Source organism: Streptomyces sp. NPDC058000, assembly GCF_042886435.1.
Lineage (GTDB): Bacteria > Actinomycetota > Actinomycetes > Streptomycetales > Streptomycetaceae > Streptomyces.
The window spans coordinates 22,340-48,204 of record NZ_JBHVQS010000058.1; the positions used below are offsets into that span (position 1 = coordinate 22,340).

Consider the following 25,865-nt stretch of genomic DNA (forward strand, 5'->3'; position numbering starts at 1 on the left):
CCGGGAGAGACGACGAAGGAACCTGCGTGACAGACACGGAGCACGGCGCACGCCGAACGGCGGCGGCCTTCCACACGGTGTACGGGGCGGAGCCCACCGGCACCTGGGCAGCCCCCGGCCGGGTCAACCTCATCGGTGAACACACCGACTACAACGACGGCTTCGTGATGCCCCTGGCCCTCCCGCACACCACCATCGCCGCCGCAGCCCCCCGCACCGACGGGGTGCTGCGGCTGCACTCCGCCGGCGCCACCGGCGGCATCGTCGAACTCCACACCGACGACCTCCACCCGCCGGCCACCGGGGCGGGCTGGGCCGCCTACCCCGCCGGCGTGGTCTGGGCGATGCGGGAAGCCGGCCTCCCGATCGGCGGCGCCGACCTGCACTACACCAGCACCGTCCCGCTCGGCGCCGGCCTGTCCTCCTCGGCCGCCCTGGAAGTCGCCACCGCCCTCGCCCTCGACGACCTCTACGGCCTCGGCCTGCCCCGCGAGGAGGTGGCCCGCCTCGCCCAACGCGCCGAGAACGCCTACGTCGGCGTGCCCTGCGGAATCATGGACCAGACCGCCGCCGCCTGCTGCACCGCCGGCCACGCCCTCTTCCTCGACACCCGCGACCTCACCCGCCGCCACGTCCCGTTCGATTTGGCCGCGGAAGGACTCCGCCTCCTCGTCGTCGACACCCGCGTCCGCCACCAACTCGGCGACGGCGCATACGCTGAGCGACGCGCCGGATGCGAACGTGGCGCGCGGGCGCTCGGCGTGCACGCGCTGCGTGACATCCCGTACGCGCATCTGCCCGAGGCCCTGGACGCGTTGGCGAACGACCCGGTCGTGCAAGCCCTCGTCCGCCACATCGTCACCGAGAACCACCGCGTCGAACAGACCGTCGCGCACCTCGACGCCGGCCACCCCCGTGCCATCGGCCCCCTGCTCACCGCCGGACACGCCTCGCTCCGCGACGACTTCAAGATCTCCTGCCCGGAACTCGACCTCGCCGTCGACACCGCCAACGCCGCCGGCGCCCTCGGCGCCCGCATGACCGGCGGCGGTTTCGGCGGCTCGGCACTCGTCCTCGTCGAAGCGGACGCCGCACCCACCGTCACCCACGCCCTGCACACCGCGTTCGCCACCGCCGGACACACCCCACCGCGGATCTTCCCGGCCGTCCCCGGCCCCGGCGCCCACCGCCTGGAGCCGTAGGCCCTAGCGGGTCTTCGCGCAGCCACCCCGTTCCCCGGCCACTTTCGTCAATCACCTTCCCCCGACGCACCCCGTCCGTACGCTGTCACCAGCGCCGGTGGGGGCCGGCGCCGATCAGGGGGCGAGACCGTTCGGGTACCGCGTCCGGGGCGGGTGGCCACCGACCCGCGGCGTCCGCCGCGCGGCCGAGGCGATCTTCAATCCGGGCGCCGTGCCCGCTATGGTCCGTTCACCGAGACAGGGGGTCTCTGTGCAACGAATCCGGGTTCTGGTGGTCGACGACCACCGCATCTTCGCCGAATCCCTGGCGGCCGCACTGGCCGCGGAAGTGGACGTGGACGTCGCCGCGGCGGGCAGCGCCCCGGCAGCCCTGCGGACACTCGACCGGGCCGCCGCCGACGGCCGCCGCTTCGACGTCCTGCTGGCCGACGCCGACCTGGCCGCACCGCTCCTCGCCGTGCCGCCCCAAGGGTCCGCCCGCGACGGCACACCCCGCGAAGGCCCGCCCCGCGGCTGCCCACTGGACGGCATCGCGCTCGTCTCCGGCCTGCGCACCAGCCACCCGTACCTGCGGACGGTGGTCCTCGCCGACCGTGACGACCCGCGCCGCGCCGCCGCAGCGCTCCAGGCCGGCGCCTCCGGCTGGGTCGCCAAGGACTCCTCACTCTCCCGGCTGCTGGCCGTCATCCGCGGCGTCCTCCGCGACGAGACGCACCTGCCGCCCGCCCTGCTCACCGGCGTTCTGAGGGAACTGACCGCGGCCCGCAAGCACCGCACCGAAAGCGAACGCCTGGTCGAGTCCCTGACCCCGCGCGAACGCGAGGTGCTGCGCTGCATGGTCGCCGGCCTGGGCCGCAAGGCGGTCGCCGAGCGGCTCTTCCTCTCCCCGCACACGGTCCGCACCCACATGCAGAACGTGCTCGGCAAACTGGGCGTGCACTCCACCCTCGCCGCCGTCGCCCTGGCCCGCCGGGCCGGCGTCGGCCCCGCCGAACTCGAACCGGCCACCGCCGGACCGCTCACCGTGCCCTGACCTCCGGCCCTGACCTTCGGGCCGGCCCGACACCCCGGCCCGACACCCGGACGGATCACCCCGCGGCGCCCCCACCGCCCTCCCGTCCCGGACCGGTCAGCACCGCCACGCCCCGGGCGGCCAGCCCCACCCGCGTCACCGCCGCCGCCCGGGGCGCCAGCGCGTCCCGCATCGGCTCCGGCAACGCCACCTGCACCGCCCGACCCCCGTGGTTGAGCAGGAACAGGTACCGGCCCCCGGCGCCCTCCCGCACCGCCGCCTGCACCCCCGCCGGCAGCCCCGGCACCACCGGCGCCACGCCCGCCACCGCCCGCACGTCGTCCAACAGGGCCCGCAGCAACGCCGGTTCCAGCCGGGTGCCCACGTACCACGCCGTGCCCCGCCCGTAGTCGTGCCGGGTCACCGCAGGCTGCCCGGCCAGCTCACCGTCGAGGAACCGCGCCACCACCTCCGCCCCCTGCACCACGATCTCCTCCGACCACAGGTCCGCCCGCCCCTCGTACGCTCCCCCCGGCTCCCGGCCCTTCCCCCACTCCCGACTTCGTTCGAGCGGGGGGACCCCCATGCCCGGGGCGGTACCCCCACCGCCCACCGCCACCGACCGCCCCTCGGCCAACGGCCAGAACTCCGCCACCCGCAGCCCCAGCAGCTCCCGCAACGGCCCTGGATAACCCCCCGGATGCACCCGGTCGCAGGCGTCGACGATCCCCGAGAAGAACGACACCACCAGCCGCCCACCGCCCCGCACGTACGCCGCCAGCCGCGCCGCGTCCCGCTCCGTCAGCAGGTACAGGTTCGGCACCACCACCATCCGGTACCCCGACAACTCCCGCCCCGGCGGCACCACGTCACACGCCACCCCCGCCTCGAACAGCGGCCGGTAGTGCGCCAACGCGATCCGCGCGTGGTCCAGCGCCGTGGACGGACGGGAATCCAGCTCCAGGGCCCACCAGCTCGGCCAGTCCGCCACCAGCGCCACCGACGCCCGCGACCGGGCCCCCTCGATCCCGGGCACCGCCGCCAACTCCCGCCCCAGCGCACACACCTCACGGAAGATCCGGGTGTCCGTCCCCCCGTGCGGCACCATCGCCGAGTGGAACTTCTCCGCCCCGCCCAACGACTGCCGCCACTGGAAGAACAGCACCGCGTCCGCGCCCTGCGCCACCGCCTGCCAGCTCCACAACCGCATTGCCCCGGGCGGCTTGGGCCCGTTGCGCGGCCGCCAGTTGACCGCACCCGGCGCCTGCTCCAGCAGCAGCCACGGCTGCCCGTCCCGCGCCGACCGCATCAGGTCGAAGACGTAGCCCGCCCGGACGTGGTCGTCCGGCACCTGCGGATCCTGGTAGAAGTCCAGCGCCATCACATCCATCGACGGCGCCCAACCGAACGCGTCCACCGGCTTGTGCTGCGGCATCAGATTGGTGGTCACCGGCACCCCCGGCGTCAGCCGCGCGAGCACCGCCCGCTCCGCCAGATAGCACGCCCGCAGCGCCGCGTCACTGAACCGCAGATAGTCCAACTGCTGCGCCGGATTGGCGAACGTCGGCGCGGTCCGCGGCGGCAGCACCTCCGCGAAATCCCCGTACGCCTGCGACCAGAACGACGTCGACCAGGCGTCGTTGAGCGCCGCCACACTTCCGTACCGCTCCTTCAACCACCGCCGGAAGTCCTCCGCCGACACCGCGCAGAAGCACTGCCGGGTGTGGCACCCGTACTCATTGCCCACGTGCCACATCGCCAACGCCGGATGGCCCGCGTACCGGGTCGCCACCTGCTCCACCAGCCGCACGGCGTGCGCCCGGAACACCTCACTGGACGGGCAGAAGTGCTGCCGCCCACCCGGCCAACGACGCTGCCCGTCCGGCCCCTCCGGCAGGATCTCCGGGTGCGCACGGCTCAACCACGGCGGCGGCGACGCCGTCATCGTCGCCAGACACACCTCGATCCCGGCCCCCGCCAACCCGTCCATCACCCGGTCGAACCACCCGAAGTCCCATTCCCCCGGCCGGGGTTCGACCTTCGCCCAGGAGAAGATCCCGGCCGTGACCATGGAGACGTGCGCCGCCTTCATCAACTCCAGGTCCTCGGCCCACACCTCCTCCGGCCACTGCTCGGGGTTGTAGTCGCCGCCGAATCGGATGCCCATCGGACCCCCTGGCTCGCATACGGGATGAAAGACGCCGCGCAGCTGGGGCCTGTCCGGTGGATCAGGGCCGGACAGACCCTAGGGACAGCACCCGGCGCCACAGCACGGGCACCGCCCCCGCCGCGACCGCTCCCGGAGCGTCGCCCCACCAGAGGTGTGCCTCACGAGGAGTTCTTGTACACGCTCCATCCGCCGTCCACCACCAGGCTGGCCCCCGTCACGAACGACGCCTCACCGGACAGCAGGAACGCGATGGCGGCCGCCACCTCCTCGGGCCGGCCCAGCCGCCGCGCCGCGGTCTCCGCCGCGCTCGCCCGCCGCTGTTCCTCGCCGATGCCCTCCCACGCCCCGGTCAGCACCGGCCCCGGCAGCACGCAGTTCACCCGCACCTCGGGCCCGTACTCCACCGCCAACTGCCGCCCCAGCCCGGTCAGTCCCGCCTTGGACGCCGCATACGCCGGCCGCCCCGGCAACCCCACCAGCGCATGCACCGACGACGTCAGCACCACCGCGCCACCCCGCGCCCGCAGGTCCGCGAGGACCGCCCGCACGCCCAGGAACGCCCCGGTCAGATTCACCGCCAGCTGCCGGTCCCACTGGGCCGGCGACGTCTGGTCGGCCGGTGCCATGTGCGGCAGGTACGCATTGCTGACCAGCCCGTCCACCGGCCCGTATCGGGTGTGCGCCGCCGCGACGGCCCGCCGCCAGTCGTCCTCACCGGCCACGTCGCAGTGCTCGTACGAGGCCCGTCCGCCGGCCGCCCGGATCCGCCGCGCGGTGCGCTCCCCGCGGGCGTCGTCGACGTCCAGCAGCAGCACCGCGGCCCCCTCGGACGCCAACCGGTCCGCGGTCGCCGCGCCGATGCCCCCGGCGGCCCCGGTCACCAGCACCGTCCGCCCCGAAAACCGCCGCCCGCGCCTGCCCCCGCTGCCGTACGGCCCTACGGGCACCGAACCCGTCCCTCCGGTCTCCTGCTGGCTCATGCGGTGATCCAAGCCCACCCCGGGGCGGCCCGGCAAGACCACACCGGCGGCACCGCCGTATGGGCCTAACCCGGCACGTTGTCAAACGGTCCGGTCAGTCGACGCAGCAGACCGGCCAATTCGTGGCGCTGTTGCCGCGACAGCTCGGCGAGGATGGCGCGCTCCTGCGTCAGCAGCCCGGCCAGCGATTCATCGGCCTTGTCGCGGCCCTTGGCGGTCAGCCGGACCAGCACCCCGCGCCGGTCGCTGGGGTCCGGCAGCCGCTCCACCAACTCCTTCTTGGCGAGCCGGTCGATGCGGTTGGTCATCGTGCCGGAGGTGACCAGGGTCTGCGTCAGCAGTGCGCCGGGGGAGAGCTGGTAGGGCGCGCCGGCGCGCCGCAGCGCGGTCAGTACGTCGAACTCCCAGGGCTCCAGACCCACCTCGGAGAACGCGAGGCGGCGGGCTCGGTCGAGGTGTCTGGCCAGCCGGGAGACGCGGCTGAGGACCTCAAGCGGCTCCACGTCGAGGTCCGGGCGCTCGCGGCGCCATGCTGCGACCAGTCGATCGACCTCGTCCTCCATGGCGATCAGTGTAAAGGGTCTGTCGATATAAAGTCTCTTGATGGCGAGCTTCTTGATGTCGAGATATATTTTCCTGGACTACTGGGCATCGTGGGCGCAGCAGGGAATCCGCCCGAGATGGCCAGAACTCGATCGGAGACCGTTCGCCAGGCTCCACAACAGAACCGTGCCGGCCCTGCACCAGCAAAGGGGTTATCGAACATGCACGACGCGCCAACCTGGGATCCCCAGCAGTACCTCCACCACACCGGCCACCGAACCCGCCCCTTCCACGACCTCCTCGCCCGGATACCGCAACTGCCCCGCCCCGACCGCCCCGCCCGCATCGCCGACCTCGGCTGCGGCCCCGGCAACGTCACCGTCCAACTCGCCGACCGCTGGCCGGACGCGCACATCACCGGCTTCGACAACTCCCCCGAAATGCTCAAGGAGGCCGAGTCCCACGCCGGCCCCACCCCCGGCGGCGGCCACCTCGACTTCGCCCCCGCCGACGCCGCCGACTGGACCCCCGAAGAGCCCTACGACCTGATCGTCTCCAACGCGGCTCTGCAATGGGTTCCCAACCACCCGGACTCGTTCCCCCGCTGGATCGACGCCCTCACCCCCGGCGGCACCTTCGCCTTCCAGGTCCCCGGCAACTTCACCTCGCCCAGCCACGCCCTCCTCGGCGAGCTGTGCGACTCCCCGCAATGGCGCCACCGCTTCGACTCCCACGGCCGCCGCTTCGTCCACATCCTCGACCCCGCCGACTACCTGGTACGCCTCACCGACCTCGGCTGCACCACCGATGCCTGGGAAACCACCTACGTCCAGCTCCTCCAGGGCGACGACCCGGTCCTCGACTGGGTCAAGGGCACGGCCCTGCGCCCCGTTCTCACCGCCCTCGAAGACGACCCGGAGGCCACCAACGCCTTCCTCGCCGAATACCGCGACGCCCTCCGCCGCGCCTACCCGACCGGCCGCCACGGCACGGTCTTCCCGTTCCGCCGCATCTTCGTGGTAGCCCAGAAACCCACCGTCTGACCCCGGGCGCTCCGCGATGAGCACCGGCCTCGACCACATCCAGCTCGCCGCCGGCCTGGGGAGGCAGGAGAAGGCTGCTGGTTCGAGGCCGGCGCGGGCTGCCGCGCCGCCCCCGCTCGCCGCACCGCCCCGTTCCGCGCCGAGGTCCCGCACGCCCGCGCCCGGGTACCCGCGCATCCGCCAAGTACCCCGCCACAGCCCGCCGATTGCGGCCGAATCCTGAGGGTCGGACCAGGCGCCGGGGATGGATCGCCATGCCTACGATGCCGCCACGACCACGCGGCCCTGACGGCCCGTCAGAATCCCGCCGTTCCTGCACCGACCAGGGAACAGCGCCAGACCCTCCGGCACAACGGCGACGAGGACGAGGACGCCCACCACCGGGACGGCTCGCGCAGCGGCAGCCGGGGAGACCGTCCCCCGTACTGAGCCCACCACGGGCCCGCGACGGCAGTGGCGGCGGCGCGCTCCGACCGGCCACTGCCGCCCTCACCCACCCACCGCCACCCGCGGGGGCAGACCACCATGGCGCACCACACAGAAGCCCCTGGTGGGCGGCGCGGGCCGCCCACCAGGGGCTCCCCCCGGCGCCTCCGCTCAGTTCTTCCGGTGGCCTATCAGCCGCGGCTTGGCCTCCAGATTCCCCAGCCCGTGCCACGCCAGGTTCACCAGATGCGCCGCCACCTCCGCCTTCTTCGGCCTGCGGGCGTCGACCCACCACTGGCCGGTCAGCGCCACCATGCCGACCAGGGCCTGGGCATACAGCGGCGCCAGCTTCGGATCGAAGCCACGGGCCTTGAACTCCAGGCCGAGGATGTCCTCGACCTGCGTGGCGATATCGCTGATCAGCGACGCGAAGGTGCCGGTCGACTGGGCGACCGGCGAATCACGGACGAGGATCCGGAAACCGTCCGTGAACGTCTCGATGTAGTCGAGCAGCGCGAACGCCGCCTGTTCGAGGAGCTCCCGCGGATGGCCGGCGGTCAGCGCACCGGTCACCATGTCCAGCAGCTGCCGCATCTCGCGGTCCACGACCACCGCGTACAGCCCCTCCTTGCCGCCGAAGTGCTCGTAGACCACCGGCTTGGAGACCCCGGCCTTCGCCGCGATCTCCTCCACCGACGTGCCCTCGTAACCACGCTCGGCGAACAACGTGCGGCCGATGTCCAGCAACTGCTCACGGCGCTCCGCACCGGTCATCCGCACCCGACGGGCCCGCCGGCCCCCCGAAGACGGAGACCCGGAGGACCCGGAGGACTTTCCCTTACTGCCGTTGTTCGCGCTGCTGTCGATCGCCACCCGTCAATCATGCCCCCAGCGGGGCCTTCCCCTCGCCTCGGGAGCCGTCCTTGCGCCGGGCGTCGATCCGCGCCGCGGTCGGCCACCGCACGTCATGCGCCCAGCCGGCCAGCTCGAACCAGCGGATCAGCCGGGCGCTGGAATCCACCTGGCCCTTCATGACCCCGTGCCGGGCACAGGTCGGATCGGCATGGTGCAGGTTGTGCCAGGACTCGCCACAGGAGAGCACCGCCAGCCACCACACATTGCCGGACCGGTCCCGGGACTTGAACGGGCGCTTGCCCACCGCGTGACAGATGGAGTTGATCGACCACGTGACGTGATGCAGCAGCGCCACCCGCACCAGGGAACCCCAGAAGAACGCGGTCAGCGCACCCTGCCAGGACCACGTCACCACCCCGCCGACCAGCGGCGGAATCAGCAGCGACACCGCCGTCCACAGCACGAACTGGCGAGAGACCGCACGGATCGCCGGATCGTTGACCAGGTCGGGCGCGTACTTCTGCTGCGACGTCTGCTCCTCGTCGAACATCCAGCCGATGTGCGCCCACCACAGGCCCTTCATCAGCGCCGGGATCGTCTCCCCGTACCGCCACGGCGAATGCGGATCACCGTCCGCATCGGAGAACTTGTGGTGCTTGCGGTGATCGGCGACCCAGCGGACCAGCGGCCCCTCCACCGCCATCGACCCCATGATCGCGAGCACGATCCGCAACGGACGCCTCGCCTTGAACGCACCGTGCGTGAAGTAACGGTGGAAACCGATCGTGATGCCGTGACAACCGATGAAGTACATCGCCGTCATCAGCCCGAGATCCAGCCAGCTCACGCCCCAGCCCCAGGCCAGCGGCACCGCCGCGACCAAGGCCAGGAACGGCACGGTGATGAACAACAACAGGGAGATCTGTTCCAGCGACCTGCGCTGCTCACCGCCCAGCGTCGCGGACGGCGGAGCGGAGGCGGCAGAAGAACCAGCGGGAGTGTCGAGCGGCATCGGTGACTCTTCCACGGCTTTCGGACCAGCGGTCATGTGGTGTCCCTCGTCGGGGGCTCGGGGGCACGGCTACGGCCTACGGGACCGTAACCTACGGTCTCGTAAGTATGGCAGCGACACCACCCCCGGCAAGGCCGTGACAGGCCCCACCCCCGGCCCTCCGCACCGGATGCCCATCCTGCGGACGGTGTGATTCCAGGACGACGGGCAGACCTATCCTGGGGACGCCGGACAGCGCGGTCCGCACCCCGCCCAGACGTGCTCAATGACTGCACCATCCCTTGCAAGGAGCCGCACCTGTGAGCAGTGCCGACAACACCCCCGCCGAGACCGCCACCCCCGGAACCGCCCAGGCCACCTCCGGCGACAACGGAGCCCTGCGCGCCGACATCCGCCGCCTCGGCGACCTCCTCGGCGAAACCCTCGTCCGGCAGGAAGGCCAGGACCTCCTCGACCTCGTCGAACAGGTTCGCGCCCTGACCCGCTCCGACGGCGAGGCCGCCGCCCGGCTCCTCGGCGAAACCGACCTCGTCACCGCCGCCAAGCTGGTCCGCGCCTTCTCCACCTACTTCCACCTGGCCAACGTCACCGAGCAGGTCCACCGCGGCCGGGAACTCCGCACCCGACGCGCCGCCGAGGGCGGCATCCTCGCCCGCACCGCCGACATGCTCAAGGACGCCGACCCCCAGCACCTGCGCGAAACCGCCCGCAACCTCGGCGTCCGCCCCGTCTTCACCGCCCACCCCACCGAGGCCGCCCGCCGCTCCGTCCTCACCAAGCTCCGCAAGATCGCCGAGCTGCTGGACCGCACCGACCCCACGGACCGCCGCCGCATCGACCTCCGCCTCGCCGAGAACGTCGACCTGATCTGGCAGACCGACGAACTCCGCGTGGCCCGCCCCGAGCCCACCGACGAGGCCCGCAACGCCATCTACTACCTCGACGAACTCGGCCGCGGCGCAGTCGGCGACGTCCTCGAAGACCTCGCCGCCGAACTCGAACGCGCCGGCACCGAACTCCCCGCCGGCACCCGCCCCCTCACCTTCGGCACCTGGATCGGCGGCGACCGCGACGGCAACCCCAACGTCACCCCCCAGGTCACCTGGGACGTCCTGATCCTCCAGCACGAACACGGCATCACCGACGCCCTGGAACACGTCGACGAACTCCGCGGCGCCCTCTCCAACTCCATCCGCAACTGCGGCGCCACCGACGAACTCCTGGCCTCCCTCCAGCGGGACCTCGACCTCCTCCCCGAGATCAGCCCCCGCTACAAGCGCCTCAACAGCGAAGAGCCCTACCGCCTCAAGGCCACCTGCATCCGCCAGAAGCTCCTCAACACCCGCGACCGCCTGGCCAGCGACACCCCCCACGTCCCCGGCCGCGACTACCTCGGCACCAGCGAACTCCTCGACGACCTCACCCTCATCCAGACCTCGCTGCGCGCCCACCGCGGCGGCCTGATCGCCGACGGCCGCCTGGAGCGCACCCTCCGCACCATCGGCGCGTTCGGCCTCCAGCTCGCCACCATGGACGTCCGCGAACACGCCGACGCCCACCACCACGCCCTCGGCCAGCTCTTCGACCGCCTCGGCGAAGAATCCTGGCGCTACGTCGACATGCCCCGCGACTACCGCCGCAAGCTCCTCGCCAAGGAACTCCGCTCGCGCCGGCCGCTCGCCCCCACCCCGCCGCCCCTCGACGAAGCCGGCGCCAAGACCCTCGGCGTCTTCCGCACCATCCGCAAGGCCAAGAAGACCTTCGGCCCCGAGGTCGTCGAGTCCTACATCATCTCGATGTGCCAGGGCTCCGACGACGTCTTCGCCGCCGCCGTCCTCGCCCGCGAAGCCGGCCTCATCGACCTGCACGCCGGCTGGGCCAAGATCGGCATCGTCCCCCTCCTGGAGACCACCGACGAGCTGAAGATCGCCGACCAGCTCCTCGACGACATGCTCTCCGACCCCTCCTACCGCCGCCTCGTCGCCCTCCGCGGCGACGTCCAGGAGGTCATGCTCGGCTACTCCGACTCCTCCAAGTTCGGCGGCATCACCACCAGCCAGTGGGAGATCCACCGAGCCCAACGCCTGCTCCGCGACGTCGCCCACCGCCACGGCGTACGCCTCCGCCTCTTCCACGGCCGCGGCGGCACCGTCGGCCGCGGCGGCGGCCCCTCCCACGACGCGATCCTCGCCCAGCCCTACGGCACCCTCGAAGGCGAGATCAAGGTCACCGAGCAGGGCGAGGTCATCTCCGACAAGTACCTCGTCCCCTCACTCGCCCGGGAAAACCTCGAACTGACCGTCGCGGCGACCCTCCAGGCATCCGCCCTGCACACCGCACCCCGCCAGTCCGACGAGGCCCTGGCCCGCTGGGACGCCGCCATGGAGACCGTCTCCGAGGCCGCCCACGGCGCCTACCGCCACCTCGTCGAAGACCCCGACCTGCCCTCCTACTTCTTCGCCTCCACCCCCGTCGACCAGCTCGCCGAACTCCACCTCGGCTCCCGGCCCTCCCGCCGCCCCGACTCCGGCGCCGGCCTCGACGGCCTCCGCGCCATCCCGTGGGTCTTCGGCTGGACCCAGTCCCGCCAGATCGTCCCCGGCTGGTTCGGCGTCGGCACCGGCCTCAAGGCCGCCCGCGAAGCCGGCCTCGGCAGCGTCCTCGACGAAATGCACGGGCACTGGCACTTCTTCCGCAACTTCCTCTCCAACGTCGAAATGACGCTGGCCAAGACCGACCTGCGGATCGCCCAGCACTACGTCGACACCCTCGTCCCCGACGACCTCCAGCACGTCTTCGCCACCATCAAGGCCGAACACGAACTCACCGTCGCCGAAGTCCTCCGCATCACCGGCGAGAACGAACTCCTCGACTCCAACCCGGTGCTCAAGCAGACCTTCCACGTCCGCGACGCCTACCTCGACCCCATCTCCTACCTCCAGGTCTCCCTCCTCAAGCGCCAGCGCGACGCGGCCGCCGCCGGACAGGAACCCGACCCGCTGCTCTCCCGCGCCCTCCTCCTCACCGTCAACGGCGTCGCCGCCGGCCTCCGCAACACCGGCTGACCCACCCCACCCACACCACGGCGGGGCCGCCCGGAACACCCTCCGGACGGCCCCGCCGTTGTCATTCCGGAGACAGCTGGCTACCGGAGGACCCATGAACGAGCAGGCGATCTACCGGCACCTGCGCGAGCTGCGCGACCACTTCACCCCGCCGCCCGGCTTCACCTGGCCCGAGATCAACGGCGGGACGCTCGTGATGACGATGCGCCCGCGGCCTCGGCACCAGCTCACGGCGTCCGAGGTGCGTGACCTGATCAAGCCGCAGCTTCCCGCGGGCATGGGAGCGTACGAAGCAACCGACACCGACGACGACAGCCTCGGCAAACTCCGCATTCCCGACGTTCTCATCTGCTCCCGTGCAGCCATGGACACCGACGAACCCTTGGACCCCGCGAAATCGTCCTCGCCGTCGAGGTCGTCTCACCCTCGAACCCCAGCAACGACTACGAGGAAAAATCCCGCGACTACCCCGCCATGGGCATCCCCCACTACCTGATCCTCGACCCCCGCGACGGGACCTGGACCTACCAGTGGGACATCGACACCAGCGAGGGGCGCCCCGCCTACGCCAACCGCCTCAGCAAGCAGCCCTACAACGCATCCGTAAAGCTCACCACCGACCTCGGCACGTGGACGATCGACACCACCGACCTGCCCCGCTACAGCGCCAAGGACATGTACCAGGAGTAGCCGCCGACCGGGAAGCGCCGCCTCACGAGTTGTACGTCGACTGCGCCCGCTCCAGGCCCTCCAGGACCAACGCCTCCACCGCGTCCGCCGCCCGGTCCACGAAGTACCCCAACTCCTTGCGCTCCGCCGACGAGAAATCCTTCAACACGAAATCCGCCACCGGCATCCGCCCCGGCGGCCGACCGATCCCGAACCGCACCCGGTGATACTCCGCACCCAACGACTTCGTGATCGACTTCAGCCCGTTGTGCCCGTTGTCACCGCCCCCCAGCTTCAGCCGCAACGCCCCGTGATCAATGTCCAACTCGTCATGCACCGCAACGATGTTGGCCACCGGCACCTTGTAGAAATCCCGCAACGCCGTCGTCGGCCCACCCGACAGATTCATGAACGACATCGGCTTCGCCACCACCACCCGACGACCCGACGGACCCGGCGGACCGAAACGCCCCTCCACCACCTGAGCCCGCGCCTTGTGCGCCTTGAAACGGCCCCCCATCCGCTCCGCCAGCAGATCCGCCACCATGAACCCCACATTGTGGCGATTCCCCGCATAATCCGGACCCGGATTACCCAGCCCCACCACCAGCCAGGGGCTGTCTGCGTCCGACATCTGCGTGTCTCCTTGCTGTGCGTCCCGGGGAGACCGCGCACCCAGGGAACCGGACCGGCGAAAACGAAAAACCCAATGAAAGCAAAACAGTCCAACCGCCGGCCCGACACCTGACGGCGCGGGACAGCGGCTGGACCAGAAAACTACCGGAGCTGGACTCAGCCCTCGGCGCCCTCACCCTCGGCAGCACCCTCGGCCGGAGCCTCCGCCTGCGCCGCAACGACCTGCAGCACCGCGGCGTCCTCCTCGACCGCCAGCGAAACGCCCGCCGGCAGCGCGATGTCCTTGGCCAGCACGGTGTGACCGGCGTCCAGGCCCGCGATCGACACGGTCACGGACTCGGGGATGTGGGTCGCCTCGGCCTCGACCGGCAGCGTGTTGAGCAGGTACTCCAGCAGGTTGCCACCCGGGGCCAGCTCACCCTCGGTCTGGATCGGCAGCTCGACGGAGACCTTCTCGCCCTTCTTCACGGCCAGGAAGTCCACGTGCACCAGGAAGCGACGGATCGCCTCACGCTGCACCGCCTTCGGGATCACCAGCGCGTCGATGTCCTCGCCCTCAAGGCGGATCAGCGCGTTCGAGGTCTTCAGCGCCATCATCAGCGCGTGGCTGTCGACCGCCACGTGCTTCGGCTCCGCACCGTGGCCGTAAATGACCGCGGGAACCTTCGCCTCACGACGCAGACGACGCGCCGCACCCTTACCGAAGTCGTTCCGGGCCTCAGCGACAAGCTTGATCTCAGCCATGCCAGCTCCTCGTATCTCAAAGAATCTGCGGGACGTCACCCGGCCCACGACAGACCTGCTACGAAGAGCGCGTCGATAACGGACTACCGCCACAAAAAGGCGGCCTCCCTCGCCGAGCAACTCCCAGAGTCTACCCGGCGAGAAAGGCCGCCCCAAAGTCGATCTAGTCGGCCACCGCCGACCGCCGGCTCACTGCTCGTCGAACAGGCTCGTCACCGAACCGTCCTCGAACACCTCACGGATCGCCCGCGCGACCGTCGGCGCCATCGACAGCACCGTGATCTTGTCCAGCTCCAGCTCCGAAGGCGTCGGCAGCGTGTTCGTGAACACGAACTCGCTCACCTTCGAATTCTTCAGCCGATCCGCCGCCGGACCCGACAGCACACCGTGCGTCGCCGTCACGATCACATCTTCCGCACCATTGGCGAACAGCGCCTCAGCCGCCGCACAAATCGTGCCACCGGTGTCGATCATGTCGTCGACCAGCACACACACCCGGCCCTTCACATCACCGACGACCTCATGGACCGTGACCTGATTCGCCACGTCCTTGTCCCGCCGCTTGTGGACGATCGCCAGCGGCGCACCCAGCCGGTCGCACCACCGGTCTGCCACCCGCACCCGACCCGCATCCGGAGACACCACGGTCAGCTTGTTCCGGTCCACCTTCGCGCCCACGTAATCCGCCAGCACCGGCAGCGCGAAAAGGTGATCCACCGGACCGTCGAAGAAGCCCATGATCTGATCCGTGTGCAGATCCACCGTGACGATGCGGTCCGCACCCGCCGTCTTCATCAGATCCGCGATCAGCCGCGCCGAAATCGGCTCACGCCCACGGTGCTTCTTGTCCTGACGCGCATACCCGTAGAACGGCACGACCACGGTGATGCTCCGGGCCGAAGCCCGCTTCAACGCATCAAGCATGATCAGCTGTTCCATGATCCACTTATTGATCGGAGCCGTGTGGCTCTGAATCAAAAAGCAATCAGCGCCACGCGCCGACTCCTGATAGCGGACATAGATCTCGCCATTCGCGAAGTCAAAAGCCTTCGTCGGGACCAGGCCCACACCCAGCTGGTGCGCGACCTCCTCGGCAAGCTCGGGGTGGGCGCGGCCGGAGAAGAGCATCAGCTTCTTCTCGCCGGTCGTCTTGATCCCGGTCACAGCAAATCTCCTTGCATCACAGTTTGCATGCGCTCATCACCGTACGCCCCGCACGGCGTACCCGTTGGCACAGTCACCGCTCACCCTCGGACTTCCGGCCGGACCCCTGACCCGACTCCACATCCTGATGAACGGACGAAGCGGCCTGCGCGGCGGCGCTCCCGGGCCGCTTACGCGCGACCCAACCCTCGATGTTCCGCTGCTGGCCACGCGCGACCGCCAGCGAACCCGGGGGCACATCCTTGGTAATGACCGAACCGGCCGCGGTGTACGCGCCGTCCCCGATCGTGACAGGCGCCACAAACATGTTGTCCGAGCCCGTCTTGCAATGCGACCCGACCGTCGTGTGGTGCTTCGCCTCACCGTCGTAGTTCACAAAAACACTCGCCGCACCGATATTGGTGTACTCGCCGATCGTCGCATCTCCCACATACGACAGATGCGGCACCTTCGTACCCTCACCGATCTGCGAATTCTTCATCTCGACAAACGTTCCGGCCTTCGACTTCAGACCCAGAACCGCCCCCGGACGCAAATACGCATACGGACCGACCGAAGCCTCCGGCCCGACCTCCGCACCATCGGCCACGGTGAACGACACCGACGCCCCCGCACCCACGACGGTGTCCGTCAGCCGCGACTGCGGCCCCACCTCGGACCCCGACCCCAGATGCGTCGACCCCAGCAACTGCGTCCCCGGGTGCACCGTCGCGTCCTGCTCGAACGTCACCGACACATCCACCCACGTCGACGCCGGATCGACCACCGTCACGCCGGCCAACATCGCCCGCTCCAACAGCCGCGCGTTCAGCAGCCGTCGGGCCTCCGACAGCTGCACCCGGTTGTTGATCCCCAGGATCTCCCGGTGGTCCGCCGCCACCGCGGCACCCACCCGGTGCCCCGCCGACCGCAGGATCCCCAGCACGTCCGTGAGGTACTCCTCACCCTGGCTGTTGTCCGTACGCACCTTGCCCAGCGCATCGACCAGCAACCGCGCATCGAACGCGAACACCCCGGAATTGATCTCCCGGATGGCCCGCTGCGCCTCGCTCGCGTCCTTGTGCTCGACGATCTCGGTCACCGTGCCGGACGCCCCGTCCCGCACGATCCGCCCGTAGCCCGTCGCGTCCGGCACCTCGGCCGACAGCACGGTCACGGCATTGCCGTCCGCGGCGTGCGTCTCGCTGAGCTGTCGCAGCGTCTCACCGGTCAGCAGGGGGGTGTCACCGCACACCACGACGACCGTGCCGTCCAGTGTGATGCCGTCGCCGCTCAGCTCCTCCAACGCCGTGCGGACGGCATGGCCGGTGCCGTTCTGCTCGTGCTGCACGGCGGTGCGGGTGGCGGGATCGATCGCGGCGAGGTGCTCCTGCACCTGCTCGCGGGCGTGGCCGACGACCACGACGAGGTGTTCGGGGTCCAGCTCGCGGGAAGCGGCGACGACGTGTCCGACGAGGGATCGGCCGCAGATCGCGTGCAGGACCTTGGGGGTCGTCGACTTCATGCGGGTGCCCTCACCCGCTGCGAGAACGACGACGGCGGCCGGGCGGTTGGCGCTCACGGGATGCCCTTCGGCTTCTTGGCTACTTCGGGTGGTGGTCATCCGAAGGATACCGGGGCGTTTTGCGGAGGAAACGAGGGCGGGTCCTGACCGACTGATCAGGACCCGACTTTGCTTGCTCCCCCACGAGGATTCGAACCTCGACCGACGACACCAAAAGACGTTGTGCTGCCCTTACACCATGGGGGAGGGCTCGTCAAGTAGCCCAATCCTCTGGCCCGATCGGCTGCTTGGCACCCAACACTATGCCGTACCACCAGCCCTCGATGCGACGGTATAGCTCAGCTCCTTGCAGAACACGGATGACGAGGCAGCCGTTGTAGCCCTCGCCGACGTTCTTGCGGTTGGTCTTGGGGCTGTGTTTCTTGATCGTGGTCTTATGGAAAGTGGTGACATCGACACCGACGAGGTCGGCCCAGTAGCGCTCCGCTGCTGCTACGTCGGCCGTCGCATGGATCATCACCCGGTAGCTCAAGCGCTCCGGCTCCACCCCAAGGAGTCGAAGCCAGGCCAGATGAAGCCGGATGACATTCGGGTCGCTGTTGACGAAGCTCACACTCTCGCGCCTGGCGTAGGGCTTGTCCTTCTCGCCCTCGGCCCAATAAAGAGCCACGCCGGTGATGAACAGGTCCCGGTCCGAAAGTTCGCCGACCTCCTTCGTCGCCTTGGCCTTCGTCCGTCGCCGCTCCTCGTCCCGCACGGCCAACTCGTGGTCCCAGCGTTTGCGGCCTGCGATCCGGGCCTGCTCCGACGGGTCCCGCCGTTCCGGCTTCGGCAGGTCCCGCACCCACAGGGAGATCGAGCTCTTCGAGCAGCCCAGTTCCAGCTGGATCCGGTCGTAGGTCAGGCCCTGCTTGCGCAGCTCCCGAGCCTTCGCCCGCAGGTCGTCCTTGGCGTTGGGGCGCTTGGTCCACTCCGGGACCGGCTCGCCCTCCAGGAGGCGGTTGAGGAGGTCGTTGTTGTGGACGTGTAGCCGGTCGCGGATCTGGCGTCGGCTGAGGCCGGCGCGGCGGAGGGCGACGGCTTGGGGGCGTAAGGCTTCGTAGTCGGGGTGGGGGTGGTGCGGATGGGTGTGCGTCACGGGAACAGGCTCGCTGGGGCAGGTGCACGGAAGGGCGAAAGCACGAGCGATTCAACAGTTCGAGCGATAACTGAACGTAGGGGTTGGTAACGGGACGGATGTGTGCTGGGAGCGGGCCCGAGGAAGGGCGGCCGGCGCCCGTACGCTGGTCGGTATGACCGCAACGGGGGCAAGTGAGAGCGTGGCCGCGCGAGGGAGGCCGGGGGGCGGTCCCTGGTGGTGGGCGCGGCGGCGGAGCGTCGTACTGGACGTGCTGCTCGCCGTGGTGTCCATGGCGGAGTGCATGGTCGAGGGGGTGCCGTTCGCGCACTCGTCGGGGATGCCGGTGGTGGCGGGGGTGCTGCTGGGTCTGGTGGCCGGGCCGGTGCTGTTGGTGCGTCGGCGGTGGCCGGTGGTGGTGGTGCTGACGTCGATCGCCGTGATGCCCGCGGAGATGGGCGGGCTGCTGAGCGTGGTGGGGCTGTACACGCTCGCGGCGTCGGACGTGCCGCGGCGGATCATAGGGCTGCTGGCCGGGATGACGGTGGTCGGCACCGTGGTGACGACGTTCTTCAGCATGCGGCAGGACGTGGCGGTGCAGCCGGAGTTCCATCCGCCGGTGTGGTTCGTGACGGTGATGGCGCTGGCGGTGGGGCTGGTGCTGACGGCTCCGCCGGTGTTGTGGGGGTTGTACGTCGGGGCGCGGCGGCGGCTGGTGGAGAGCCTGCGGGAGCGGGCGGACGGTCTGGAGCGGGAGCTGTCGCTGCTGGCGGATCGGGCCGAGGAGCGGGCGGAGTGGGCCCGTAACGAGGAGCGGACGCGGATCGCGCGGGAGATGCACGACGTGGTCGCGCATCGGGTGAGCTTGATGGTGGTGCATGCGGCGGCGTTGCAGGCGGTGGCGCTGAAGGACCCGGAGAAGGCGTCGCGGAACGCCGGCTTGGTCGGGGACATGGGGCGGCAGGCGCTGACGGAGCTGCGGGAGATGTTGGGGGTGCTGCGGACGGCGGACGGTGCGGCGGTGCGCGGGCCGGCGGGTTCGGATGAGCCGGAGCGGCTGGCGGCGGTGGCGTCGCGGGTGTCGCGGCAGGCGGCGGAGGGTGTTGCGGAGGCGCCGGCGGGTGCCGTTGCGGGCGCGGCCGGGGGGTCGGCTGGTGGCGCGGACCTGGAGGGGGACGGGCCGTGGTTGGGGGAGCTGGGGGAGTTGGTGGAGCAGTCCCGGGTGGCCGGGATGGCGGTGGAGTTCTCGGTGCACGGCGGCGACGGGGAGCCGGTCGCGGTGGGCGTGGTCGGTGGGCCTCGGTATGCGGCGCGGGTGGAGCAGACCGTGTACCGGGTGGTGCAGGAGGCGCTGACGAACGTGCACAAGCATGCGCCGGGGGCGCGGGCGCGGGTGCGGTTGGCGCATCGGGCCGGTGAGGTGGCGGTGCAGGTGGAGAACGGTCCGTCGGAACGGGATGCGGCGGATGCCGGGTTGCCGAGCGGGGGGAACGGTCTGGTGGGGATGCGGGAGCGGGTGACGGCGCTGGGCGGGGTGTTCGTGTCCGGGCCGACGGAGGCGGGGGGTTTCCGGGTGTCGGCGGTGGTGCCGGTGGGGGCGGCGGCCTGAGGCCGGTGCCCCGGGGGCGTCGACGGCGCTTCGGGGCTGGTGGGTGCCCGTTTGCGGTCCGCTGCGGGGGCGTTTCCCCGTGCGTCGCGTCGCTGGTCGCGTCGGGTGTCGCGTCAGTCGCCGGAGACGGTGAGGCGGCTGGGGCGGGTGCCCAGGATGAGGGTGCTCAGGGCTTGGTCGAGGTCGGGGCCGAGGTACCAGTCGCCGGTGTGGTCGAGGCTGTAGACGCGGCCTTCGGTGTCGATGGCGAGGGTGGCCTGGGGGTAGGTGATGCCGCGGGTCGCCTTGGTGTCGGGGAGTTGTTCCTGGCCGAGGGGGGCGACGTGGGTGTCGAGGGCACGGCCGAGGTCGCCGAGGGTGCGGGCGAGGTGGAGGCCGAGGAGGGGGTCGATGACGAAGGGGGTGGGGGCGATGTGGCGGCCGGGGCCGGGGCCGGCGATGGACAGGCCGCCGAATTCGGCCCAGGCTTCGACGGCGGCCGGGAAGATCGTGTGGCGGTGGCCGGCGGGCGAGGTGTGGGTGCCCAGGGCGTCGGCCCAGTGTTCGGCCTGCTGTATGTCCCAGCGGCCGGGTTGCCAGCCGGCGTTCTGCAGGGCGATGTCGACGGCGGCGGGGAAGCGGGTGGATCCCGGGTCGTCGTGGGTGGGGGTGGGCGGCATGGTGGCGGTCAGCTCCCTTGGGGCGTCGTGGCCCCGATGGGCATGACGCCGAAGTGGGCGAGGAGTGCGTCGCAGGAGCGGCAGGGGGGTGCGTAGCTGCCGTGCTGGGGGTCGCCGTCCTCGCGGATGTGACGTGCGGTGATCTTGGAGTGTTTCAGGGAGCGGCGGGCTTCACCGTTGGTGAGGGGTTTGCGGGAGGCGCGCTTGCCGCGGTTGGCCTCGACGGCGAGGAGGTGGCGGGAGAGGAGGACCGCTTCGGGGCAGCGGCCGGTGAAGCGGTCGCGTTGTGCGGTGGTGAGCGTGTCGAGGAAGTCCTGCACGAGGGGGTGCAGGGTGGGGGGCTGTTCGGCTTTGCTCGCCGTACAGGTGAGGGTTTGTCCGCGTACGGACAGGGCGGCGCCGATGGTGGGGAGGATGCCGTCGCGGCGGTGGCGGAGGGCGGGGGCGCGGTCGGTGTCCGCGGTGCCGCTCCAGCCGATGCGGGGGTCACCGGTGGCGCGGGGGTCGCCGGTGGTGGTCGTGTGGTGTGCGGTGGCGCTCATGCTGGTGCTTCCCTCCCTGCAATCCCCCCGGTTGCGGAGGTCAGATTGCCAAATGTGCTGGGTGTTGCGGTAGTCGGGCGCGCTGTCGGGGATGTCACTGAGGTGTGACGGTCTGTCGGTTGTCTGGTAACGGGCCTGGTCGGCGGGGTGCGATCGGGTGGCGCCGGGGGGCGTGGGGCGGGGGGTGACGCGGGTGTGTCGCGGGGCTGACGTGCGCCGCGGGCGGGGGCCGAAACGGGCGGTGCCGCCGCGCGGCGGCGCCGTTGCGGGGTGGTGGTCGGGCGACGGGTGGGGGTGTTGCGGCACCGCATAGGCTGTGCCCCAAAGCCAGCTTCAGCCAGGGGGCAACCGCCATGACGACAGGTCGGCAAGGGCTGGGGGCGCATCCCGGCCTCCAGGCCGGAGGACGTCCCGTGCCACCGAACTCGGCCTATGCCGGGCAGGTCGTACATTTCCCGGATCCGGTGCGTGCCGCGCGGTACCCGGCGGGGGTGCGGATGGACGGGAACGGTTTCCCGGACTTCTCGCCGTACGCCCGGGCGGCGGCGGAGATCGCCGAGCCGCCGGAGGGCTTCGGCGTCGACGAGCTGCGGTTGACGGACTTCGTGTCGGCGAATGCGGCGCTGCACGCGCAGGGTCACGAGCTGTGGATAGACGTGCCCGCGGTGGCGACACCGCACGGCTGGACCTGGCACCACGTGGCGGGGACGCGGCGGATGGAGCTGGTCCCGGTCGAGGTGAAGGCGTTGCTGCGGCACCACGCGGGGCTGGCGACGACGGCGGTGGCGCACGACAAGCGGGGGACGCGGCCCTTGCAGGAGACGCGGCCGGTGCATTTCGGACTGCCACGGCGGGAACTGGCGGTGGCCGAGGAGCAGGTGGCACAGGCCGAGGAGGCGCTGGGCTACCGGCTGCCGGGGGCGTACCGGTCGTTTCTGAAGGCGGCGGGCGGCTGCGCGCCGGTGGGGGCGGCGCTCGACGCGGAGCTGGGCCTCCTGGTCGACCAGCCGTTCTTCGCGGTGCGCGACGACGCCGCGGTCAACGATCTCGTCTACGTGAACAAGTGCCTGCGGGATCACTTCACCAAGGACTACCTGGGTGTGGCGTTCGCACAGGGCGGGGTGGTCGCGGTGAAGGTGCGCGGTGAGGCGTTGGGCTCGGTGTGGTTCTGTCCCTACGACGACGCCCGGGATCAGGACGGATGGTCGGTGCAGGAGCGGGTGGAGCGGCTGATGCTGCCGTGTGGTGTGGACTTCGATGACTTCCTCCTGCGGCTGGCGGGCAATCCGCCGGAGCTGGAGACAGTGGCGAACCTGATGGTGGACGGCGGCTTCGCGTACGCCGTGCCGGTGGGGGGCTGAGCACAGTGGTGACGTTCGCACAGGCGCAGGAGCGCGCCGAGCGGTGGGTCAACGGCGAGGTGTCGCCCACGTTCCACCGCGAGGTGCGGGTACGGGAGTTCGCGCTCGGCTTCGTGGCGTGGGCCGAGGACCGCGAGGGTGACGGTCGGGTCGGCGAGGGCGGCCGCAGCCGGCTGGTGATCGCCCGGGACAGCGGGGAGACGACGCTGTGGCCGGGGCTGCCGGTGGGCGAGGTGATCCGCCGTTACGAGGAGGAGTACGGCGCGGCGGCGGAGGCCGGGTACGAGGCGGCGGAGCCGCCGCAGCGGATCGACCTGGAAGCCACGTCGTTCCTGCTGACGCCGCCGGAGTGGTTGCAGGAGGCGGCGGACGCGATGGGACTCGGCGGCCGGAAGGGCGCGGATGGCGGGGGCGGTGGCGCTTCTGGGGCTGGGGCTGGGACTGGGGCCGGGGCCGGGGTTGAGTCTGGGGGCGCTGCTGCTGTTGTTGCTGCTGGTTCTGGGGCTGACTCCGCTGGTTCCGGTTCCGGTTCCGGTTCTGACTCTGGCTCTGCTTCCGGGGCTGGTTATGGTTCGGCCGCGGGGGTGGCGGCGGCCGGGGGCGCTGGGGGCGCGTCCGGTGAGCAGTCGGCTGTGGCTGGTGCGGGGGCCGGGCCCGCGGATGCCTGGGCCGACGTCAGCGTGAACCCGGACCTGGACCCGGATCCGAACCCGGATCCTTCCGTGTTCCCGTCCTCGTCTCCCGCTTCCTCTGCCCCTTCCCCTTCTTTCTCTTCTTCGTCTTCCTCCGTCCCGGTTGCGGCTGACGACACGCCGTGGGCCGCCGCGGACACCACCGCGGGCGGGAACGGCGAGGACCGTTCGGTGGCTCCGCCGCAGACGGTGTTCGCACCGCCGCTCGCGGGTTCCGACGACGAGGACACCCCGTCGACGCCGCGGGTGCGGCCCGACGCCAAGACCGAGCTGCTGCACCGCGGAAGCCAGTTGCCGCGTACGAAGATCTCGCCCGCGCTGCCCCCGCCGTCGCCCGACGTGCCCGGCCAGGGCCAGTCGGGCGCCGCCGGTCCCGGTGGGCTGCCCCCGATGCCGCCCCCGCCGCCGATGTCGCCCATGCCGCCCGGTATGCCGCCGGCTCCGCCCGCGCCGTCCATGCCGTCCACGGCACCGGGCGCCCTGCGCGACCTGCCGCCGCCGACCGGGGCGCCGATCGCCGACGTACCGCCGCCGCCCGGTGTGGTGCCGCAGGCTCCGCCGGCCCCGCCGGCCGAGGGTGGCCCCGGCGGGGGCGTGCACGCCGCGGCGACGATGCTGGCGGACGGTTCCTCGCTGCCCGGCAACGCCGGCGCCCCGCCGCCTCCTCCTGGCACGCCCGGAATTCCCGGTGCGGGCCGGGACGGCGGACGGCCGGACCCGGAGGCGGCCGCGGCCGCCGAGACCCAGAAGGCGGACGCGCGTCCCGCCGACGGTCCGCCGGCCCCGCCACCGGCCCCGGGCCCGGTCGCTGCCGGTGCGCCGGCCGGTGGTTACGTACCGACCCAGTTGGTGTCCCAACTGGACGCGTCCGCACTGGACTTGAGTGCCGTGGACGGCCCCGGTGGGGGGTCCGGCAGCGCCGGCGTCACCGGTGGTTCGGGTGGTGTAGGCGGTGCGTCCGGTGCCGACGGTTCCGGTGCGGCTGGCCCTGGTGCTGGCGCGGGTGGTCCCGGGGGTGGGGTGCACGCCGCGGCGACGATGCTCGCGGACAGCGCGGCCCTGCAAGCCGCAGCGCCCGGTCCGGGTGGCGCCGCCGGTGGTCCTGGCGGACCCGGTCCTGCCGGGGGGCCGGGTGCTTCCGGTGGTCCTGGTATGCCTCCGCCGCCGCCTCCTGGTCCGTTGGGCGCGCCGAAGCCCCTGGGGGCGTCGGGCAGGCCCGGCGGCGCCCCGGGCGTTCCCGGTCCCGGCCCCGGCGGCCAGGGCGGCCCGCCTCCGCCGCCTGCTCCGCCGTCCGTTCCGCCGTCCGTTCCGCAGGGTGGTCCCGGTGCCGGGGGTGGGGTGCACGCTGCGGCGACGATGCTCGCGGACGGTGCCGCGTTGTCCGGTGGGCCGGGCATGCCGCCGGCCGCCGGTCCCGGCATGCCGCCGGCTCCGCCGATGGCCCCGCCGGCGCAGCCCGGTCCGCCGCCGGGTCCGCCCGGTGTGCCGGGTCCTGGTGTGCCGGGTCCTGTAGGGCAGGGCGCTCCCGGTGGACAGGGTGTTCCCGCTGGGCCGGGTGTGTCTGGAGGGCCGGGTGCGCCCGGTGCGTACGGCTACCCGCAGGCGCCCAGTGGCCAGCCGACCGTCGGCCCCGGCTACATGGCCGTCCTGAGCTACCGTGCGCCGGACGGCAGCGAGCAGAAGATCGTGCGCCGCTCGGTGCCGGGTACGCCGCATCCGGAGTGGCAACTGCTGCACGAGCTGCGCGGGATGAACGTCCCGCCGCAGCAAGTGGTGGAGCTGCACACCGAGCTGGAGTGCTGCGATCTGCCCGGTGGCTACTGCGCGCGGATGATCCGGGAGACCTGGCCGCAGGTACGGATCAGCCACACCGCCGCGTACGGCAAGGACCACGCCTCGCGGCAGCAGGGCGTCCGGCACCTGATCGAGCATCAGGGTGAGCTGCACCAGGTCGCCGACGGGCCGGCGCGGCCCGCCCCGGTGCGGGCGCCGTTGCCGCATCCGTCACAGGTGCAGCCGGTGCCTCCGGTGCCGCCGCAGGCCATCGGGCAGGAGTTGGAGCAGGCGTTCGGGCCGCAGGGGATCTTCCGTTTCGAACAGCGGGCGGTCTCTCGGCAGGGCGTGCCGGATGTCGTTGCGCAGACGCTGGTGTGGGCCGGGTTGCCGGTCGACTTCGGGCCGTTCTTCTGGGCGCAGGCGCAGCCGGGGCGTCCGGTGCCGACGTTGGCGGAGCTGGCGGCGGAACGGATGGTGCAACCGGCACCGGATGCGGGCTCGTATCTGGTGATGGGCAACGACTTCGGCCGTCAGCTGTGCGTCCAGTACGGGACCGCGAACATCGTGGCGGTCCCGCTGGAGGCCGGGCCCGGCGGGCAGTCCGTCGCGCCGCAGTTCGTGAACAGCGGGCTGCCGGAGTTCGTGCGGTGCCTGGCGATGCTGGGGCGGATGTGGCGCCTGCGGTACGGGCTGACGCCTGAGCAGGCCGGCCGCTGGACGGTGGACTTCCAGGCGCAGCTGGTGGCGCTGGACCCGCCGGCGCTGGGCTCGCCGGAGACGTGGTGGTCCGTCCTGCTGGAACAGATGTGGGACGGGTTGTTGTAGGCGTCCCGCGGTGGGGGTGCGGCGGTTCGGGTCTACCGCCGCACCGACTCGTCGATTACACTCCGTAATGCAGTAGGGAATATCTCACGCTCCGTAATCGTTGCCGGAATGAGGAGGAGGCGGCGGGGGCGGCTCGGGCGGGCGGTGAAGCCGACTGGCCTCGGCGGCTGACCTGGTTGCCCCGGTAGCGGCCCCGCCTTGGGCTTGCCCTTGGAGCCGCCCTGGGTCTGCCGCGACACTCCGCCCATTCCTTTTGTGC

At 71.4% G+C, this 25,865-nt stretch carries 21 protein-coding genes and 1 tRNA gene; 9 read left to right on the forward strand and 13 right to left on the reverse strand.

Annotated features, from left to right (window positions below; all coding sequences use genetic code 11):
* The first annotated feature begins 26 nt into the window (after nt 1-26).
* On the forward strand, nt 27-1,202 hold the full coding sequence (gene galK / locus ACFVT2_RS35245) for a galactokinase (protein ID WP_390024735.1): 1,176 nt from the start codon (nt 27-29) through the stop codon (nt 1,200-1,202).
* Nucleotides 1,203-1,452: 250 nt separating this feature from the next.
* Entirely contained in the window at nt 1,453-2,235 is a 783-nt protein-coding gene (locus ACFVT2_RS35250) for a LuxR C-terminal-related transcriptional regulator (RefSeq protein ID WP_390024737.1), read from the forward strand.
* A 55-nt stretch (nt 2,236-2,290) separates the two neighbouring features.
* On the opposite strand, the gene ACFVT2_RS35255 is transcribed toward ACFVT2_RS35250, so the two are convergent.
* The 3 genes from ACFVT2_RS35255 to ACFVT2_RS35265 form a co-directional block, all read right to left on the reverse strand.
* Complete coding sequence (locus ACFVT2_RS35255) at nt 2,291-4,381, reverse strand: beta-galactosidase (protein WP_390024739.1); 2,091 nt, start codon at nt 4,379-4,381, stop codon at nt 2,291-2,293.
* Nucleotides 4,382-4,542: 161 nt separating this feature from the next.
* Nucleotides 4,543-5,364 (reverse strand): SDR family NAD(P)-dependent oxidoreductase, encoded by an 822-nt coding sequence (locus tag ACFVT2_RS35260; RefSeq protein WP_390024741.1) that lies wholly within the window; start codon nt 5,362-5,364, stop codon nt 4,543-4,545.
* 65 nt (nt 5,365-5,429) lie between these two features.
* Nucleotides 5,430-5,927 carry a MarR family winged helix-turn-helix transcriptional regulator gene (locus ACFVT2_RS35265; RefSeq protein ID WP_016573281.1) on the reverse strand — a complete coding sequence of 166 codons (498 nt, stop codon included), beginning with the start codon at nt 5,925-5,927 and terminating at the stop codon, nt 5,430-5,432.
* 201 nt (nt 5,928-6,128) lie between these two features.
* Here ACFVT2_RS35265 and ACFVT2_RS35270 point away from each other — a divergent pair, with 201 nt between their 5' ends.
* Nucleotides 6,129-6,950 carry a trans-aconitate 2-methyltransferase gene (locus tag ACFVT2_RS35270; protein ID WP_390024743.1) on the forward strand — a complete coding sequence of 274 codons (822 nt, stop codon included), beginning with the start codon at nt 6,129-6,131 and terminating at the stop codon, nt 6,948-6,950.
* Between the two features lie 597 nt (nt 6,951-7,547).
* Here ACFVT2_RS35270 and ACFVT2_RS35275 read toward each other — a convergent pair.
* The gene (locus tag ACFVT2_RS35275; RefSeq protein WP_390024745.1) at nt 7,548-8,249 is read right to left on the reverse strand and encodes a TetR family transcriptional regulator; all 702 of its coding nucleotides are present in this window, start codon (nt 8,247-8,249) and stop codon (nt 7,548-7,550) included.
* Nucleotides 8,250-8,256: 7 nt separating this feature from the next.
* A complete protein-coding gene (locus ACFVT2_RS35280; RefSeq protein WP_390024747.1) occupies nt 8,257-9,279 on the reverse strand; it encodes an acyl-CoA desaturase in 1,023 nt (340 codons plus the stop codon).
* Nucleotides 9,280-9,542: 263 nt separating this feature from the next.
* On the opposite strand from ACFVT2_RS35280, the gene ppc reads away from it, so the two are divergent.
* The 3 genes from ppc (at nt 9,543) to ACFVT2_RS35295 (ending at nt 12,998) form a co-directional block, all read left to right on the forward strand.
* Nucleotides 9,543-12,308: a phosphoenolpyruvate carboxylase gene (gene ppc / locus ACFVT2_RS35285; protein ID WP_390024749.1), complete on the forward strand. Its 2,766-nt coding sequence runs from the start codon at nt 9,543-9,545 to the stop codon at nt 12,306-12,308.
* Nucleotides 12,309-12,402: 94 nt separating this feature from the next.
* Nucleotides 12,403-12,804 carry a hypothetical protein gene (locus ACFVT2_RS35290; RefSeq protein WP_390024750.1) on the forward strand — a complete coding sequence of 134 codons (402 nt, stop codon included), beginning with the start codon at nt 12,403-12,405 and terminating at the stop codon, nt 12,802-12,804.
* Nucleotides 12,705-12,998 (forward strand): Uma2 family endonuclease, encoded by a 294-nt coding sequence (locus ACFVT2_RS35295; RefSeq protein WP_390024777.1) that lies wholly within the window; start codon nt 12,705-12,707, stop codon nt 12,996-12,998. The genes ACFVT2_RS35290 and ACFVT2_RS35295 overlap by 100 nt, the downstream gene beginning before the upstream one ends.
* 22 nt (nt 12,999-13,020) lie before the next feature.
* Here ACFVT2_RS35295 and pth read toward each other — a convergent pair whose 3' ends face one another.
* The 6 genes from pth to ACFVT2_RS35325 all read right to left on the reverse strand — a co-directional run bounded on the left by pth (nt 13,021) and on the right by ACFVT2_RS35325 (nt 18,163).
* Nucleotides 13,021-13,611 (reverse strand): aminoacyl-tRNA hydrolase, encoded by a 591-nt coding sequence (gene pth / locus ACFVT2_RS35300; protein ID WP_390024752.1) that lies wholly within the window; start codon nt 13,609-13,611, stop codon nt 13,021-13,023.
* 158 nt (nt 13,612-13,769) lie between these two features.
* Nucleotides 13,770-14,357 carry a 50S ribosomal protein L25/general stress protein Ctc gene (locus tag ACFVT2_RS35305; RefSeq protein ID WP_390024754.1) on the reverse strand — a complete coding sequence of 196 codons (588 nt, stop codon included), beginning with the start codon at nt 14,355-14,357 and terminating at the stop codon, nt 13,770-13,772.
* A 189-nt stretch (nt 14,358-14,546) separates the two neighbouring features.
* Nucleotides 14,547-15,521, reverse strand: a complete 975-nt coding sequence (locus ACFVT2_RS35310) for a ribose-phosphate diphosphokinase (protein WP_390024756.1) — start codon at nt 15,519-15,521, stop codon at nt 14,547-14,549.
* A 73-nt stretch (nt 15,522-15,594) separates the two neighbouring features.
* Complete coding sequence (gene glmU, locus ACFVT2_RS35315) at nt 15,595-17,082, reverse strand: bifunctional UDP-N-acetylglucosamine diphosphorylase/glucosamine-1-phosphate N-acetyltransferase GlmU (RefSeq protein ID WP_390024758.1); 1,488 nt, start codon at nt 17,080-17,082, stop codon at nt 15,595-15,597.
* A gap of 118 nt (nt 17,083-17,200) precedes the next feature.
* Nucleotides 17,201-17,271: transfer RNA gene (locus tag ACFVT2_RS35320), tRNA-Gln, on the reverse strand.
* Between the two features lie 7 nt (nt 17,272-17,278).
* Nucleotides 17,279-18,163: a hypothetical protein gene (locus ACFVT2_RS35325; protein WP_390024760.1), complete on the reverse strand. Its 885-nt coding sequence runs from the start codon at nt 18,161-18,163 to the stop codon at nt 17,279-17,281.
* Nucleotides 18,164-18,317: 154 nt separating this feature from the next.
* On the opposite strand from ACFVT2_RS35325, the gene ACFVT2_RS35330 reads away from it, so the two are divergent.
* Nucleotides 18,318-19,751: a sensor histidine kinase gene (locus ACFVT2_RS35330; RefSeq protein ID WP_390024762.1), complete on the forward strand. Its 1,434-nt coding sequence runs from the start codon at nt 18,318-18,320 to the stop codon at nt 19,749-19,751.
* 113 nt (nt 19,752-19,864) lie between these two features.
* Here the strand turns inward: ACFVT2_RS35330 and ACFVT2_RS35335 are convergent, their stop codons facing one another.
* Together ACFVT2_RS35335 and ACFVT2_RS35340 are read right to left on the reverse strand one after the other, a co-directional pair.
* Nucleotides 19,865-20,410, reverse strand: a complete 546-nt coding sequence (locus ACFVT2_RS35335; RefSeq protein WP_390024764.1) for an SUKH-3 domain-containing protein — start codon at nt 20,408-20,410, stop codon at nt 19,865-19,867.
* A gap of 8 nt (nt 20,411-20,418) precedes the next feature.
* Nucleotides 20,419-20,952: a YwqJ-related putative deaminase gene (locus tag ACFVT2_RS35340; RefSeq protein ID WP_390024765.1), complete on the reverse strand. Its 534-nt coding sequence runs from the start codon at nt 20,950-20,952 to the stop codon at nt 20,419-20,421.
* A gap of 353 nt (nt 20,953-21,305) precedes the next feature.
* Here ACFVT2_RS35340 and ACFVT2_RS35345 point away from each other — a divergent pair, with 353 nt between their 5' ends.
* Nucleotides 21,306-22,313: an HNH endonuclease gene (locus ACFVT2_RS35345; RefSeq protein ID WP_390024768.1), complete on the forward strand. Its 1,008-nt coding sequence runs from the start codon at nt 21,306-21,308 to the stop codon at nt 22,311-22,313.
* Between the two features lie 5 nt (nt 22,314-22,318).
* Nucleotides 22,319-25,606, forward strand: a complete 3,288-nt coding sequence (locus ACFVT2_RS35350; protein WP_390024770.1) for an SUKH-4 family immunity protein — start codon at nt 22,319-22,321, stop codon at nt 25,604-25,606.
* Nucleotides 25,607-25,865 lie beyond the last annotated feature (259 nt).